Here is a 15,926-nt window from a genome sequence, read left to right on the forward strand (position 1 = left end):
AACCCGACATGTGAAAAGGAAATGGCCGTGAATACCGCAGCCGTGGAAAACAACCCGGGCGCCTCGAAGCCGCGCCATGCGCATCCGTTCGGCAATCTCGGACGCGTGCGCCGCTTGCTGGCGCCCGCGGTGGCACGGCCGTTCGCGATCGTTGAAACTGTCGTGCTCGTGCTGGTCGTGCTGGCCGTGGCCCGCTGGCTTCATCCTGAAGACCCGTTGCTGCTGCACGCCGGTTTTCCGTGGCTGTGGCTGGTGCCGTTGCTGGTGGCGTTGAGATATGGCAGCCTGCTCGGTCTGCTGAGCGGTGCTTTCATGCTCGGTGCATGGACGCTCTTTTATCAGCACGGCGATCCGTTCCCCACGCTATATTTCGCGGGCGGTTTGATCCAGACGATTCTCGCCGGGCATTTCGGCGATACGTGGGGCAGCCGCGCCGGGCGCGCGTCCTCGTTGAATGACTACCTGAACGACCGTCTCGTGGCGTTGACCAACAGTCACTATCTGATGCGGCTCTCGCACGAGCGGCTCGAAAAGGACCTGCTGTCCCGCCCGACCACGTTGCGCGATTCGATTACCGAGTTGCGCCGTCTCTCGGTCGCCACCGATACGGCGCTCGCCGTGCCGGCGGCGGGCAAGGAAAGCGACCCGCTGGGCGGCGCGAGCGGTCTGCTCGAATTCGTCGCGCAGGCCTGCCAGATTGAAGTCGCGGCGCTGTATCCGGTGCATCACGGCAAGCTCGGCACGCAGGCCATCGCGCAGATCGGCGACGCGTTCGAACTCGCCATGCACGACGAACTCATCACGCATGCGCTCAACACGCTGAGCGTCGCGCATCTGAAGAACGAAAACACGGTGGTGCCGGTCAGCCAGTACCTGGTCTGCGCGCCGCTGGTGTCCGCGGACGGTGAATTGCGCGCGCTGCTCGTCGTCAAGCGCATGCCGTTCCTGTCGCTCAATTTCGACAACCTGCAGCTGTTGCTGGTGTTGCTGGGCTATTACGCAGACGGCGTCGAGCATTCCGCGTTCGTGCAACGCATTCTCGACCGCGTGCCGAATTGCCCGTACGAATTCGCGCTCGACCTGAGCCGCCTCACGCGTCTCCAGCAGAAGGCGGGCGTGGCGTCGTCGCTCGTCGCACTGGCGTTTCCGCGCGATGAAGAGGGCGACTCGCTGTTCGAGCACGTCATGCGCCGCCGTCGTTCACTGGACGTGATGTGGCCGGTGCAGACCGCGAAGCAGTCGGTGCTGGTGAATCTGATGCCGGCCACCGACACGACCGGTATCGACGGTTATCTGGCGCGGATCGAAGCCAGCCTGACGGCCCAATTCAACACCGACCTCGAACACGCGCGCGTCGGCGTTCACACGCTCCACCTCGAGGGCGACGAGCCGGGCGCGGCGCTGATGCGTCTTCTCAAACGAAGCGGCCTCGATGTCTAAGACCCTTTCACTCATCGTCAGCATGCTCGCGGCCGTGGTGGCCGTGATCGTGCAGTATCTGGCGATCGCGAGCCTGCTGCAACCGGCCGGCGCGATCGATCCTTTGCTGCGCTTTCTCGCGCTGCAAGCGGTGGCGGGACTCGCCGAAGCGGTCGCGTTCCGCGCGTGGTTGCCGGCGAATTATCGCGAGCCCCGCGTGGTGTCGTTCGTGTTCCTGTGGCTCGCCTGCACCTTCGTGCCGCTGTTCGGCGGCCTCGTGGTGCTGATTAGCTGCCTCTGGGCAGCGCTCTTTCCGGGCGACAAGGACAGCGATCAACTCGCCGATGTACCGCGGCCGGAATTCGTCACCTACCTGGTGTCGCGTGTGTCGCACGGCGGCGGCGCGCGGCTGCAGGCGCGTCTTGCCAACACCCAGGTGTCGCCCACCGACCGGCTGTCCGCGCTGGTGGCGATCCAGAGCATGCCCACTCGCACGACGGGCACGTTGCTGCGCGAGTTGCTTGCCGACCCACTCGAAGACATTCGCCTGATCGCTTACGGCACGCTGGATCACGCCGAAAACGAAATCATGCAGAAGATCTTCCGGACCAGCAAAGCGCTCGAAGCGACCGACAGCGACGTCGAACGCCATGCGCTCAACCGCATGCTCGCCGAGCTCTATTTCGAACTCGTGTACCAGAATCTGGTGCAGGGCGCGGTCTATCGCCATACGCTGCAACAGGCCGACCGCTACGCGCAGGCAGCGCTCGAAACCGATCCGGGCGACGCCGCGCTGTGGCTGATTCGCGGCCGTCTCTCGCTGGCGAGCGGCTTGCCGAATGCCGCGCACGAATACATCGGGCGAGCGCTCGCACTCGGTTTCCCGCGCGAACGGCTGGTGCCGTGGCTGGCTGAAGCCGACTTCCTGCGCGGCGACTACGCTCGTGTCGAGCAGCTTCTCGCATCGCTGGGCAATGCCGCCGCGTTGCCCACACTCAAACCGGTTGTGAAGTACTGGTCATGATGAAAGAACTCCCGATCCGCCGTGCCGCCGATGCCGATGTCTGCCTGCTGCTCGAAGGCACGTTCCCGTTCGTGCGAGGCGGCGTGTCGAGCTGGGTCAATGAAATGATCCGCTCGTACCCGGCAACCCGTTTCGCGATTGTCTTCATTGGCAGCCGGGAACAGGACTACAACGGTGCTGCTTACGCGCTGCCGGACAACGTCGTGCATATCGAAACGCACTACCTGTACGAGCAGGCCGTTGCGGACTTCCAGCCGCGCGCCGTCGATGGCGACGCCGCGGCCTTTGCCCGCTCGCAGAAATTGCATGACGCTCTGCGCGATCCGCGCAACGGCCGGGACGTGAGTGCGCTGATGGCCGACGTGATTCCGATGCTCGGGACCAACGGCGCGCTGAGCGAGGAACAATTCCTGTCGAGCCGCGCCGCCTGGGACACGATCGTCGATCAGTATCAGAAGTACTGTACCGATCCTTCGTTCACCGATTACTTCTGGACCGTGCGCATCATGCACAAGCCGCTGTGGCAGCTCGCGCGCGTCGCTGAAAAGCTGTTGCCGGCGAAGGTGTACCACACGGTATCGACGGGATATGGCGGCTTTCTCGGCGCACTGGTGCATTACCGCACGGGGCGCCCGCTGCTGATCTCCGAGCACGGCATCTATACGAAAGAGCGCAAGATCGACCTGCTGCAGAGCCAGTGGATTCGCGACAACCGCGGGGTGTTCGAGCGCGATATCTCGCGCGTCAGCTATTTCCGCGAACTGTGGGTGCGTTTCTTCGAAGCGATCGGCAAGCTCGCGTACGACGCGGCGGATGAGATCGTCGCGTTGTACGAGGCGAACCGCCAGCGTCAGGTCACGGACGGCGCGCGCGCCGAGCGCACGCAATGCATTCCGAACGGCATCGACGTCGACGCGCTCGCGCCGCTGGTCGCCGAGCGCAAGCCGCGCTCGCACAAAGTGGTGGCGCTGATTGGGCGCGTGGTGCCGATCAAGGACATCAAGACCTTCATTCGCGCGATCTTCATTGCGTCGCGCACCATGCCGGATCTCGAAGGCTGGATCATCGGACCGGAAGAGGAAGATCCCGCTTACGCGCTCGAATGCCGCGCGTTGGTGGAGAGTCTCGGGCTGAGCCGCAACGTGAAATTCCTCGGCTTCCAGCGTATCGACGACATGATGCCGAAAATCGACGTGATCGCGCTGACCTCGATCAGCGAGGCGCTGCCGCTGGTGGTGCTGGAAGGTTTCGCGGCCGGCGTGCCGGCCATCACGACGGACGTGGGTTCGTGCCGTCAATTGATCGAAGGCGTGGATGAGGAAGATCGCGCGCTCGGCTCGGCGGGCATGGTGGTGCAGCTCGCGGACCCGGCGGCGTTCGCCCAGGCGGTGCTGTCGCTGCTCGCCGACGAAACCCGCTGGCAGGCCGCGCAGCAGGCCGGACTCGCGCGCGTGCGCCGCTACTACACCAAGAAGCAGATGATCGACCGCTATCGCACGCTGTATGAGCGCCTCGCCGCCATGCCGGACCGTGACCGTAACGGCACGGCCGCCGATGCGGCGCGCTGCCCGATGCACCACGGCACCCAATCCAAGGCGGACCCGCGCGTGCAGCCGGCGCAGCCCGTTCAATCGCAGGAGACACGCTGATGGCGGGTATCGGCTTCGAATTACGCAAGATCATGCGCCGCGACACGCTGACCGGCGTGGCGCGCGCCTATGCCTACGCGGGCCTGATCAGTTCCGGTCCGCTGATCCTGTCGATCTTTGGGATCCTGATCATCGGGCTGATCAGTCTCACCTCGGTGATTCCGACCTTCGCGATCGTGCAGTTTCAGGTGTCGGTCACGTATCTGATCGCGCTCAGCCTGATTCTGACCGGGCCGCTGCAACTATCGTTCACGCGCTTCATCTCAGACCGGCTATTCGAAAAGCGCGACGACCTCGTGCTGTCGAACTATAACGGCGTGGTGCTCGTGTCGTCGGTGCTGGCCAGCGTGGTCGCGGTGATCGCGATGCTGGTGGGTTTCCGCGAGGAACCGCTGATCTACCGCTTGCTGATGATTACGGGCTTCGTCGTGGTCAGCAACATCTGGATCGCCGTGATTTTTTTGTCGAGCGTGAAGCAGTATCGGCAGATCCTCGTTGTGTTCGCGGTGGGCTATGCGTGCGTGGTGTGCCTTGCACTCGCGTTGAACGGCTATGGACTGGTCGGCTTGCTTGGCGGCTTCGTGGCGGGGCACATCGTGCTGCTCGCCGGTCTGTCGGGCTTGATCTACCGTAACTACCGCAGCGAGCGTTTCGTTTCGTTCGAGGTGTTCGAGCGGCGCTTCGCCTACCCGAGCCTCGCGCTGGTCGGCCTGTTGTTCAACATCGGCGTGTGGCTCGACAAGTTCATGTTCTGGTATGCGCCGGGCACGGGCACGCACGTGATCGGACCGCTGAATGCGTCGGTGATTTACGACATTCCGATTTTTATCGCCTACGTGTGCGTGATGCCCGGCATGGCAACGTTTCTCGTGCGCATCGAAGCGGACTTCGTCGAGTACTACGACGCCTTCTACGACGCGGTGCGCAGCGGCGCGACGCTGCGCCATATCAACGAGATGCGCGACATGATGGTGGGCAGCGTGCGTGCCGGTCTGTACGAAATCATCAAGGTGCAGACGGTCGTGCTGCTGCTGATCATCGCCTTCGGCGAGCGCGTGCTGGGCTCGCTCGGCATTTCGCCGTTGTACATGCCGCTGCTCGTCGTCGACGTGGTGTCGGCGAGTCTGCAGGTGTTGCTGCTGGGTCTGCTCAACGTGTTCTTCTATCTCGACGGGCGGCGCGTGGTGCTGCGGCTCACCGGCGCATTCGTCGTGCTGAACGGACTCTTCACCGGCATCACGCTCAGGCTCGGGCCGGATTTTTACGGCTATGGTTTTGCGCTGGCGCTGCTGGTCGTGGTGGTGGCATCCGTGAAGGTGCTCGACCGCAAATTCATGTCTTTGGAATACGAAACGTATATGTTGCGGGGTTGAACCCAAGGCGTCGCTGTTTGCGACTCAAGATCGTGTTCGTGCTGCCGTTCTAAGGTGGCGACATCCCGGCGCGTTTGACGAGCGTGAATCGGCGCGCCGACACCCTTGGCCTCACACCGTTCGACTTCGGATTCCACCATGCATCAGTATGATCCTGGCTCGCTTCGGCGGCCCGCGCGCGCGCGCCTTGCCGCCGACGTCCGTTACGGCCGCCGCATCGCGCAACGCTGGATCGGTGCGGCTGCGATCGTCGCGTCCTGCAGTCTGCTGGCAGCCTGCGGAGGCGGCGGCAGCGGTACGGGCAGCACGAATGGCACAACGGTGTCGTCGACGAGTTCGGCCACCGGCAGCGCCACGAACTCCAGTAACGCCGGTAATTCCGGCAACTCGACGGGTTCGACGAACTCGTCCGGTTCGGGCAATTCATCGACGAATACCAATTCCGGCTCGAGCACCACGCCGACGATCTCGACGGCGCGCGCCTTGCCGGCGTCGCCGGTCTGGGCCGTCTATTACGGCCAGGGCAACGCGGTCAACATCGCCCACGCGGCGGCCACGTTCAAGCTGATCGTGATCGACGCGGATCCCGGCAACGGCGCGCCCGCCTTCTCGGCCGCGCAGATCGCCGCGTTGAAGGCGAATGGCGCGAAGGTGCTCAGCTACCTGAATTTCGGTGCCTGCGAGAAATCGCGCACTTACTGGAACACGGTCCCGTCCGGCTTCGTGTCGTGCGGCGCGAATACCTCGGCGCAAATCAGCAGATATTCGGGCTTCCAGGAATACTGGATGAATCCCGCCAACGCCGACTATCAGAACCTGATCGTCAACTACGTCGCGCCGCGTCTCGCGGCTACCGGTGTCGACGGATTCATGCTGGATAACTTCGAAATTGTCGGCCACGGCGCCAATGCGTCTACGGCCCCATGCGATGCAGCCTGCGCGCAAGGTGGCCTCGATCTCGTCAAGCGACTGCGCGACCGCTATCCGGATCTGGCGATGGTGCCGAATGCGGCGCCCGTGCAGGCCATCGGCGGGACGACGGGCGGTGTATCGTTTCCGTGGCTGATCGACGGTGTAATCGCGGAACAGGTGTTCTTGCCGTCGACGAGCACGTCAGTCGTGCAGTTGTTGAAGTCATGGCAAAGCACCGAGCAGAATCTCGGCCGCAGCGGTTTCTTCGTGGGATCGCTCGACTACACGCCGTCATGCACGGCGAGTTCGACCGCGCAAACCGCGTGGACGGCGGCGCAGCAAACGGGCTTCAGTGCTTCGATCTCGACTGTGTCGCTTGATAGTATCTGCTGGTGGTCGTTCCTGCCTGTGGGTAGTTAGGACGACAGCCAGAAACGGGCGACGTTGCCCGAACAACATGAAAGAGGAACCGGCTTTGTCCGAGCACGATCACGATCACGACCGACGTTTCACCTTGCGCGCGCTACTGCGTCGTGTCAGCCGGTTCGCGCGCATGGCCGCGCTCGGCGCGCTGGCTTCGGTGGCGCACGCGCAGAGCGCGGCGGACGCGCCGGCGGGACCGTCGGTGGCGCTGTACTACGGCGCGAATCCTCCCGTCGAAGAACTGGCCGCATTCGATGTCGTGGTGGTCGACCCCGACGCGCACTTCGATCCGCGCGCTCACGCGAAGGCGCATCAGGCGTGGTTCGCTTATGTGAGCGTCGGCGAGGTGAACCCGCACCGCGCGTATTACAGCGCCATGCCGTCCGCGTGGCTGCCGGGCGTCAACGAAGCGTGGGCCTCGCACGTGATCGATCAGACGGCCGCCGAATGGCCGACGTTTTTCGTCGACAAGGTGATCGCGCCGTTATGGAAAAAAGGCTATCGGGGCTTTTTCCTCGACACGCTCGACTCCTACCATCTGATCGCCAAAACCGATGCCGCGCGAGCCGCGCAGGAAGCTGGACTGGTGCGCGTCATCCGCGCGATCAAGAAGCGTTATCCGAAGGCGAAGCTGATCTTCAACCGCGGGTTCGAGGTATTGCCGCAGATCCATGATCTCGCCTACATGGTGGCGTTCGAATCGCTGTACCGCGGTTGGGATGCCGGCAAGCAGCGTTATACGGAAGTGCCGCAGGCCGATCGCGACTGGCTGCTGATGCAGGCGGCGACCATCCGCGATCAATACAAGCTGCCGGTGCTGTCCATCGACTATTGTCCGCCCGCCGACGACACGTGCGCAACCGCCACCGCGGCACGGATTACGCAAGCCGGCTTCGTGCCCTACGTCACCGACGGCGGACTCGCGACCGTCGGCGTGGGCGCGGCCGGGACCCGCAATGAGCGGCCGTGACACTCCAATTGAATAACTATAAAAGGGAATTTCGCATGGACTTGAAAGGCACGATTCTGGTAACCGGTGGCGCGGGCTTTATCGGTTCGCATACCTGTGTCGAATTGCTGAATGGCGGCTACGACGTGGTCGTGGTCGACAACCTGGTGAACAGCAACCGCGAGTCGCTCAAACGCGTCGAGCAGATCGCGCGCAAGCGCGTGGCGTTCTACGAAACGGATTCGCGCGATGAAGCGGCGTTGCAACGCATTTTCGACACGCACGCGGTGACTGGCGCGATTCACTTCGCGGCGCTCAAAGCGGTCGGCGAATCGGTCTCGAAGCCGATCGAGTATTACGACAACAACCTCGGCAGTCTGCTCACCCTGCTCTCGGTCATGCGCGCACGCGATGTGAAGCAGTTCGTGTTCAGTTCGTCGGCCACGGTGTACGGCGTGCCGAAGACCTCGCCGATCGACGAATCGTTTCCGCTGTCCGCCACCAATCCGTATGGACAAACGAAGCTGATCGCCGAACAGATCCTGCGCGATCTGGAAGTATCCGATCCGTCCTGGCGCATCGCCACGCTGCGTTATTTCAATCCGGTCGGCGCGCACGAGAGCGGTCTGATTGGCGAAGACCCGGGCGGCGTGCCGAACAACCTGATGCCGTATGTCGCGCAAGTCGCCGTCGGCAAGCTGGAGAAGCTGCGCGTGTTCGGAGGCGACTACGACACGCCGGATGGCACCGGCGTGCGTGACTACATCCACGTGGTGGATCTCGCGCGCGGACACCTTGCCGCGCTCGACGCGTTGGTCGAGCGGGATGCGAGCTTCGTCGTGAATCTCGGCACGGGGCAGGGCTATAGCGTGCTGGACGTGGTGCGCTCGTTCGAAAAGGCGTCGGGCAAGCCGGTGCCTTATGAAATCGTCGCGCGCCGTCCGGGCGACGTCGCGTCCTGTTTCGCCGATCCGGCCGCGGCGGACAAGCTGCTCGGCTGGCGCGCGCAATACGGCATCGAACGCATGTGCGCCGACCATTGGCGCTGGCAATCGACCAATCCCGCCGGTTACGCCTGAAGCTCGATTCGATTCGGGGCGGCTCGCCTCATCCGATACAACATCACGTGGGAAAGCAAATTTATGTGTGGCATTGTCGGCGCGGTAGCGCAACGTAACATCGTCCCGGTTCTGATCGAAGGACTGCGGCGTCTGGAGTATCGCGGCTACGACTCGTGCGGTGTCGCCGTGCTGGCCGAAGCCGGCCCGCGCCGCGCGCGCAGTACGGCGCGCGTCGCGGACCTCGACGCGCAGGCACGCGAGACGCATCTCGAAGGCGGCACGGGCGTCGCGCACACGCGTTGGGCGACGCACGGCGCGCCGGTCACGGACAACGCGCATCCGATTTTCTCGAAGGACGAGTTGGCGTTGGTGCATAACGGCATCATCGAAAACTACGAGCCGTTGCGCGAGATGTTGCGCGCAAAGGGCTACGTGTTCGTTTCGCAAACCGACACCGAAGTGGTCGCGCATCTCGTGCATAGCCTGTATCGCGGCGATCTGTTCGAGGCGGTTCGCGAAGCCGTGAAGCAGCTGGACGGCGCGTACGCGATCGCGGTCGAGCACAAGGCGCATCCGCATCTGGTGGTGGGCGCGCGGCAAGGCTCGCCGCTCGTCGTCGGCATCGGCGAAGGCGAGAATTTCCTCGCGTCGGATGCGCTGGCTTTGGCCGGCGAGACCGAGCGCTTCATCTTCCTGGAAGAGGGCGATGTGTGCGAGCTGACGCTCGAGCGCGTGCGGGTCGTGAGCCGCGACGGCGCGGACGTAGCGCGCGAAGTGCGCACGGTGGCCGCGTATGGCGGCGGCGTGGAACTCGGCCCATACCGGCATTTCATGCAGAAGGAAATCTTCGAGCAGCCGCGTGCGATCGCCGATACGGTGCCGCAAGGCGAGTCGCTCGATGCGTCGCTGTTCGGTGAAGCGGCCGCCGCCGTGTTTGCGGATATCGACAGTCTGTTGATTCTCGCGTGCGGCACCAGCTATTACTCGGGACTGACGGCCAAGTACTGGCTCGAATCGATCGCGAAGATTCCCACTCAGGTTGAAATTGCCAGCGAATACCGCTACCGCGATTCGGTGCCGAATCCGAAGGCGCTGGTGGTCGTGATTTCCCAGTCCGGCGAAACGGCCGACACGCTCGCTGCGTTGAAGCATGCGCAGTCGCTTGGGCATCAGCACACGCTGTCGGTCTGCAACGTGGCGACGAGCGCGATGGTGCGGCTGACGTCGCTGTCGTTTCACACGCACGCGGGCCGCGAGATCGGCGTGGCGTCGACCAAGGCGTTCACCACGCAACTGGTCGGCCTGTTCGTGCTTGCCGCGACGCTGGGCAAAATCCGCGGCACGGTGAGCCCGGAACAGGAAGCGGACTATGTGCGCCAGTTGCGCCATTTGCCGGCCGCATTGAACGCCGTGCTGGCGCTGGAGCCGCAGATCATCGCGTGGTCGGAGAAGTTCTCGGGCAAGGAAAGCGCGCTGTTCCTCGGACGCGGTTCGCACTATCCGATCGCACTCGAAGGCGCGCTCAAGCTCAAGGAGATTTCCTATATTCACGCGGAGGCTTATCCCGCCGGTGAGTTGAAACACGGCCCGCTGGCGCTCGTCACCGATGCGATGCCGGTCGTGACGATCGCGCCGAACGATGCGCTGCTCGAGAAGCTGAAGTCGAATCTCCAGGAAGTGAAGGCGCGCGGCGGCGAGCTTTATGTGTTTGCGGATGCGGACACGCGGATTGGCAGTGAGCCGGGGATTCACGTGATCAGAATGCCGGAGCACTATGGGCCGTTGTCGCCGCTTTTGCATGTGGTGCCGTTGCAATTGCTCGCTTACCACACGGCGTGCGCGCGTGGGACGGATGTCGATAAGCCGAGGAACCTGGCGAAGTCGGTTACGGTGGAGTGAAGGGTTAGCGGCGGGGCGGTCGGCGGCGGCGGCTCCCCGTCGGCTCTGCTGTTGAATGGTTGCCTGCCAAAGCTTGCTCAGAGCTTTGACCATTGTTCACGAACCGCAGGGCGACCGCATTCTCCTCTTCCTTACTCCTTGGCGTCATGACCCGAGCGCAAGCTGTTCGGTGCGACGATCATTGGATTGCGCAAAGACCTGTATGGATGTACAGTATCTTGCATGGGATTTCGTCGTGCCACCATGATTGTGGCGGCGTGATCGGTGGCGCATAGGGAGAGAACATGTTTCGATTTTTGGGCTTGGGCGCTCTGCTGTTCGCGGTGGCTTCGACGGCCATGGCCGGCGCACACTACGTCGAAGTCTGGAACCCGCCGGAAGCACGAGCGAGCATGCCGCATCGCGCGGTCGTTGCCCATCGACCTGCCGGTGGTCGGCACATCGTTCCTCGTGCCGTGAAAGCGCGCGCGCGGCCTGCATCGGCGCCAGTTGCCAGGCTCGTCGCGAAAACGGACCGGCGGGAAAACGTGCCTGTTCATGCGCCGGACATGTCGGAGATTCCGCGGCAGATCACGCCCGAGGGCAATGTGCTGCGGGTGGATTCGCGCGGCATGACGGCTGAGGTGACGCGCTGATGGAGTCCCAGACCTATCACGGCTACACCGTCTGGGGTCACGCCATCTTGCAGCAGGAGGACATCCTGCAGCCCGAACGCTACGCCGCTAGCGGGACCATTACGCTCGCCGGCAAGCTGATCGAAGCGTCGGGCATTCTCGCCCACTTCGATACTGAGGAAGAAGCGCAGCGCGCGGGCCTCGAGTGGGCGCGTGCCTGGATCGATAGCCACGGGTGAGCGGCAAAAAAAAGCCGGCGATAGCCGGCTTGAATGGTCCTGGTTTTCGGAGGCTTCCAGAGCCTGAGAGAAGGTGAGGGCTGCGTCTGACGGTCACTGAGACAACGTCCCAAACGCACGACGCACCCTCAAGTCAAGATGCTGCGACTGCTTCGATTAAGAGACGCTTAAGCAGGCGTGGAGCGGCTGCATGAGCGTTGAGGTTCCCGAACCGCTCGTGAGCCAGAATCTTCACTTCGCCGCACGAGCGGCCGTGATAATAGCCGCGGCAACTTCAGTCGGCTGCGACAGCATCGCAACGTGGCTCGCATTGACCTTGACCAGCGTGGCGCCGATCTGTTGCGCCATCGCGGCCTGCAAGGGCGCGGGGATCATGCGGTCCTTCTCAGTCAGCACGTACCACGACGGCTTGCTGTGCCACGCCGCGCTCGCCACCTTGTCGTCCGAGCAACCGGCAAACCAGGGGCCTTGTGTGGCCGCTACGATACGGGCCTGGGCCGGCGGGAGGTCCTGCGCGAAGTCTTTGATGATCCCGTCTGTCGACAGCGTCAGATAACCGGCGGAGTCCTTCTGCAACTCCGTCGCCCATGAAGGCGCGGGCTTGCCTTTGAGGATGTCGTTGATCGACTGACCGTTATCCGGCGCAAACGCCGCGACATAGACGAGGGCCTTGACCTTGTCGTCGTTGCCTGCCTGAGAGATCACCGCACCGGCCCACGAGTGGCCCACCAGAATGACGGGCCCGTTCTGTTGTTCAATGACGCGTTGCGTCGCCGCTGCATCGTCGTCGAGTGATTTGAGGGAGTTTTGCACCGCCACCACGTGCAGACCTTTTGCCTCCAGGAGCGGAATCACTTTGTTCCAGCTCGAACCGTCGGCGAATGCTCCGTGCACCAGGACGACGTTTTTGCCTTTCAGATCGCCGTTCGGCGCGGCGGCGCTTGCCGGCGTGACAGCGGCCAGCGACAGCAAGCCTCCCAGCATCAACGTGGCAGCCAGGCACTTTTTCAGCAAGGTATTCATAATGTTCATCCTCTTCGTCAATTTCGTTGGGTAAGAAACAACTTGCGGATTGGAGGATGCGCCGATCGGCCGATTTCCTGTATCGGTCGAATGACCGAGCCGACACAGTCCGGCTGGACGCGCGAGTACTGACAACAAGGTCGAAAGCTATGCATGACGTTTCTGCAATCCGGGTGCTGGACGCAGTCAAGGCCCTCGCGTTTATTGGCGACCTCAGCATGGGGCAGCCCACCGACCATTCGCCGCGCACCGCCTGGCTGGCGGCGCGACTCGCCGCCGAGGCCGGTCTGGACGGCACGCAATGCGACGTAGTCAAGGAAGTGTCTCTTCTGAGGTGGTCCGGCTGCACGGCAAACGCGGCCGGTTTTTCTGACTGGCTGGGCGACGACATCGGCGGCCGCGCGGCCATGCTTGCCATGCGGCCGGACTGGACCGGGACCGGCGAGTCGCCGACGCAAGTGGGCGCCGCGATCACGCCGCTCGCCCAGATACACTGCGAGGTCTCGGGCGAGGTGGCTCGTATGCTCGGGCTCACTCTTGCGACTCAGGAGGCGCTTCGACGTATTTTCGAAAGTTGGGACGGCGGAGGTTTCCCTGACCATCGGCCGGGGCGCGATGTACCCGCCGCGGTGTTCATCGTCGCCGTGGCCGGGGATCTCGAGATCCTGAGCCGGGTCTACGGTATCGAGCGCGCGCAGATGCTGATCGCGCAAAAGGCCGGCCGGCAATACCCGTCGGAATTGGCACAGCTCGCCTCGGCTCGGGCGGCCGCGTGGCTCGAGGAACTCGGGGATTCGATCGCGCGGCGGCGTGACGAGTCGGGCTGCACGCAAGCGCTGCAACTGGTCAGCGCGCCGGAGATCGTCGCCGACGTGATCGACCTGAAGCTGCCGTGGATGACCGGCTATTCGCGGCGAGTAGCGGAGACGGCTGGCGCCTGCTGCGCGCATTTAGGCCTGAGCGACGATGCGCGGCGCTGCACGTACACGGCGGGGCTGCTCCATGGCATGGGACGTATGGCGGTCCCCAACGCCATCTGGAATACGGCGGGCGAGCTTTCTCCGGCAGCATGGGAAAAGGTTCGCCTTGTGCCCTACTGGACCGCGCGTGCGGGCAAACAGATCGAGGGTCTTGCTCGCGAGTCGGAGATCGCTTCTTTCGCGTACGAGCGTCTCGATGGTTCGGGCTATTTCCGCAGCAGCGCCGGCGACGCAATTGGACGCGAAGCGCGGGTGCTTGCGGTTGCTGCCGCCTGGGTGGCGCTGCGCTCAGCGCGCCCCTGGAGGCCGGCATTTTCGCCGGAGCAGTCCGCGGCGCTGCTCAACGAGCAGGCGCGGGCGGGGCGTTTCGATACAGAGGCGGTCGAGGCAACCGTTTCCTCGGAACTCGGCGATGGTCCCGCATTCGGCGAACGTGCGCGCAATCCGAAAGCAGGGTTGCTGTCGCCGCGAGAAGCGGAAGTGCTAAAACACATCAGCCTGGGGGCGAGCAACAAGGAAGTCGCCCGCATTCTCGAACTGAGCCCCAGTACCGTGCGCACGCATGTGGAAAGCGTCTTTCGCAAGCTCGAATGTTCTACCCGTGCCGCGGCCACGTTGAAGGCCTCCGCGCTCGGGTGCATCTAGGCGGGTGCGCTGCGTACGGGTTTGCAGTGGCGCGGACACCCGTACTTTCTAAAGTTTTTGTGTTCCGGCAACACCACCTGACGGCAACCGCGCTGGCGGCGCTCACCGAAACTGCGTTACCGCGAGCAGCAGCACCATGCTGCCGATCGCGCCATCCAGCACGCGCCATGCTGTCGCCCGCTTGAAGAGCGGCGCGAGCGCCCGTGCGCCGTAGCCCAATCCGATAAACCAGATTCCGCTGACCGCCATCGCGCCCAGCGCAAAAGCGATCCGCGCGCCTTCGGGTTCGCGTGCGCCGGCCGTGCCGATCAACAGGAACGTGTCGAGATAGACGTGCGGATTGAGCCACGTGAAGGCGAGCGTCATCAGAATGATCGGCACGGCGCGCTGCACGGGCGCCGCGCTGACGTCCCCGCCTTCCAGCACCGCATGCCCAGGCCGCACCGCGCGGCGCAACGCGCTGATCCCGAACCACGCAAGATAGGCAAGCCCGACATACAGCATGGCGTGAACGAACACAGGATAGCGCTCGACCAATACCGATGCGCCGCCGACGCCCGCGCCGATCAGAAGGCAGTCCGACAATGCGCACAGCGCGACGATCTTGCCGACATGCGAGCGCATGATGCCCTGACGCAGCACGAAGGCGTTTTGCGCGCCGATCGTCACGATCAGGGAGGCGCACAAGGCGGCGCCGTGAGAAAAAGACAGCCAATTCATAATCGATCCAGTAGACGGGAGAAGCGAACGAGGCTAGTCTGCGGGTTTGCTGCTCATAAGAGAAGCTAATTCACTTAATGCCGATTAAGGAACGCTAATGCTCGACTATGCGTTGCTCGATGCGCTGGCCGCCGTGGTACGCCACGGTTCGTTCGACCGTGCCGCCAGCGAACTGAATGTGACACCGTCCGCGGTATCGCAACGGGTCAAACTGCTGGAAGAGCGCGTGGGCAGCGTGCTGGTGAAGCGCGGCCAGCCCTGTGTCGCGACCACCTCGGGCGCGCTGCTGTGCCGCCACACCGAACGCGTGCAATTGCTCGAAGCGGAGCTGACCGGCCGCCTGCCGGCGCTGCCCGGCGCGCTGGTCGAACCGTGGCCGGCGCTGCGCGTGGCCGTCAACGACGACAGCGTCGGCACCTGGTTTATCGACGCGGTCGCGCAATTTTGCGTCGAGCGGGAGATGCTGCTCGATCTGGTGATCGACGATCAGGACCACACCGCGCAGCGGATTCGCGACGGTAGCGTGCAAGGCGCCGTCACCACGCAAGCCGAGCCCGTGCAGGGTTGCCGCTCCACGCGTCTTGGGCGGATGCGTTATCTGGCGGTCTGTTCACCGGATTTTCTCGCACGTCACTTTGCCGACGGCGTCACGCGCGAGAGTTTGCGGCGTACGCCGTGCGTCGACTTCAATCCCAAGGACCAGTTGCAAAAGCGCTTCATGCGCCGCATCACGCGCGCGGACATTGATCCGCCGTTGCATTGGATTCCGCACGTCGCCGGTTTTTTGCGCGCCTGCGTCACGGGCCTCGGCTGGGGCATGTGTCCGGAACGCATGATCGCCCCGCATCTGGCCAGCGGCGAACTGGTGGAGATCGCGCCCGGCAAGCATATCGATGTCGATCTCTACTGGCAGAGCTGGCGTTTGTCGATCGACTGGCTCGACGACTTCGGCGCGGTGTTACGTAAGCGGGCAACCGAGTTTTTGGACTGAACATC

The 15,926-nt window shown here is 63.7% G+C and carries 14 protein-coding genes; 12 read left to right on the forward strand and 2 right to left on the reverse strand.

All coding sequences use genetic code 11. From position 1 onward, the window contains the following. The first annotated feature begins 27 nt into the window (after positions 1-27). From ACQKRQ_RS37405 to ACQKRQ_RS37450, 10 genes are all read left to right on the forward strand, one after another. Positions 28-1,440, forward strand: coding sequence for a PelD GGDEF domain-containing protein (locus ACQKRQ_RS37405; protein WP_427482661.1), 1,413 nt, complete (start codon positions 28-30; stop codon positions 1,438-1,440). Further along, positions 1,433-2,443: a hypothetical protein gene (locus tag ACQKRQ_RS37410; protein WP_427482663.1), complete on the forward strand. Its 1,011-nt coding sequence runs from the start codon at positions 1,433-1,435 to the stop codon at positions 2,441-2,443. The genes ACQKRQ_RS37405 and ACQKRQ_RS37410 overlap by 8 nt, the downstream gene beginning before the upstream one ends. Then, positions 2,440-4,092, forward strand: coding sequence for a GT4 family glycosyltransferase PelF (gene pelF, locus ACQKRQ_RS37415; RefSeq protein ID WP_427482665.1), 1,653 nt, complete (start codon positions 2,440-2,442; stop codon positions 4,090-4,092). The genes ACQKRQ_RS37410 and pelF overlap by 4 nt, the downstream gene beginning before the upstream one ends. After that, the gene (gene pelG / locus ACQKRQ_RS37420; RefSeq protein WP_132375106.1) at positions 4,092-5,465 is read left to right on the forward strand and encodes an exopolysaccharide Pel transporter PelG; all 1,374 of its coding nucleotides are present in this window, start codon (positions 4,092-4,094) and stop codon (positions 5,463-5,465) included. The genes pelF and pelG overlap by 1 nt, the downstream gene beginning before the upstream one ends. Positions 5,466-5,603: 138 nt before the next feature. Beyond that, positions 5,604-6,797, forward strand: coding sequence for an endo alpha-1,4 polygalactosaminidase (locus tag ACQKRQ_RS37425; RefSeq protein ID WP_427482667.1), 1,194 nt, complete (start codon positions 5,604-5,606; stop codon positions 6,795-6,797). A 37-nt stretch (positions 6,798-6,834) separates the two neighbouring features. Further along, a complete protein-coding gene (locus tag ACQKRQ_RS37430; RefSeq protein WP_427482669.1) occupies positions 6,835-7,770 on the forward strand; it encodes an endo alpha-1,4 polygalactosaminidase in 936 nt (311 codons plus the stop codon). Positions 7,771-7,805: 35 nt separating this feature from the next. Then, positions 7,806-8,828, forward strand: coding sequence for a UDP-glucose 4-epimerase GalE (gene galE, locus ACQKRQ_RS37435; protein WP_427482671.1), 1,023 nt, complete (start codon positions 7,806-7,808; stop codon positions 8,826-8,828). Between the two features lie 63 nt (positions 8,829-8,891). Continuing rightward, positions 8,892-10,709 carry a glutamine--fructose-6-phosphate transaminase (isomerizing) gene (gene glmS, locus ACQKRQ_RS37440; protein ID WP_427482674.1) on the forward strand — a complete coding sequence of 606 codons (1,818 nt, stop codon included), beginning with the start codon at positions 8,892-8,894 and terminating at the stop codon, positions 10,707-10,709. A gap of 284 nt (positions 10,710-10,993) precedes the next feature. Then, positions 10,994-11,344, forward strand: coding sequence for a hypothetical protein (locus tag ACQKRQ_RS37445; protein WP_427482676.1), 351 nt, complete (start codon positions 10,994-10,996; stop codon positions 11,342-11,344). Further along, positions 11,344-11,562, forward strand: a complete 219-nt coding sequence (locus ACQKRQ_RS37450) for a hypothetical protein (protein WP_132375102.1) — start codon at positions 11,344-11,346, stop codon at positions 11,560-11,562. Before ACQKRQ_RS37445 ends, ACQKRQ_RS37450 begins: the two co-directional genes overlap by 1 nt. A gap of 231 nt (positions 11,563-11,793) precedes the next feature. On the opposite strand, the gene ACQKRQ_RS37455 is transcribed toward ACQKRQ_RS37450, so the two are convergent. Then, a complete protein-coding gene (locus ACQKRQ_RS37455; RefSeq protein WP_427482677.1) occupies positions 11,794-12,585 on the reverse strand; it encodes an alpha/beta fold hydrolase in 792 nt (263 codons plus the stop codon). A gap of 149 nt (positions 12,586-12,734) precedes the next feature. On the opposite strand from ACQKRQ_RS37455, the gene ACQKRQ_RS37460 reads away from it, so the two are divergent. Beyond that, positions 12,735-14,210 (forward strand): HD domain-containing phosphohydrolase, encoded by a 1,476-nt coding sequence (locus tag ACQKRQ_RS37460; RefSeq protein WP_427482679.1) that lies wholly within the window; start codon positions 12,735-12,737, stop codon positions 14,208-14,210. A gap of 102 nt (positions 14,211-14,312) precedes the next feature. Here ACQKRQ_RS37460 and ACQKRQ_RS37465 read toward each other — a convergent pair whose 3' ends face one another. Further along, the gene (locus ACQKRQ_RS37465; protein ID WP_132375099.1) at positions 14,313-14,930 is read right to left on the reverse strand and encodes a LysE/ArgO family amino acid transporter; all 618 of its coding nucleotides are present in this window, start codon (positions 14,928-14,930) and stop codon (positions 14,313-14,315) included. A 97-nt stretch (positions 14,931-15,027) separates the two neighbouring features. On the opposite strand from ACQKRQ_RS37465, the gene ACQKRQ_RS37470 reads away from it, so the two are divergent. Further along, positions 15,028-15,921, forward strand: a complete 894-nt coding sequence (locus tag ACQKRQ_RS37470) for a LysR family transcriptional regulator ArgP (protein WP_132375098.1) — start codon at positions 15,028-15,030, stop codon at positions 15,919-15,921. Positions 15,922-15,926: the final 5 nt, after the last annotated feature.

The organism is Paraburkholderia sp. NPDC080076, assembly GCF_050281145.1.
Lineage (GTDB): Bacteria > Pseudomonadota > Gammaproteobacteria > Burkholderiales > Burkholderiaceae > Paraburkholderia.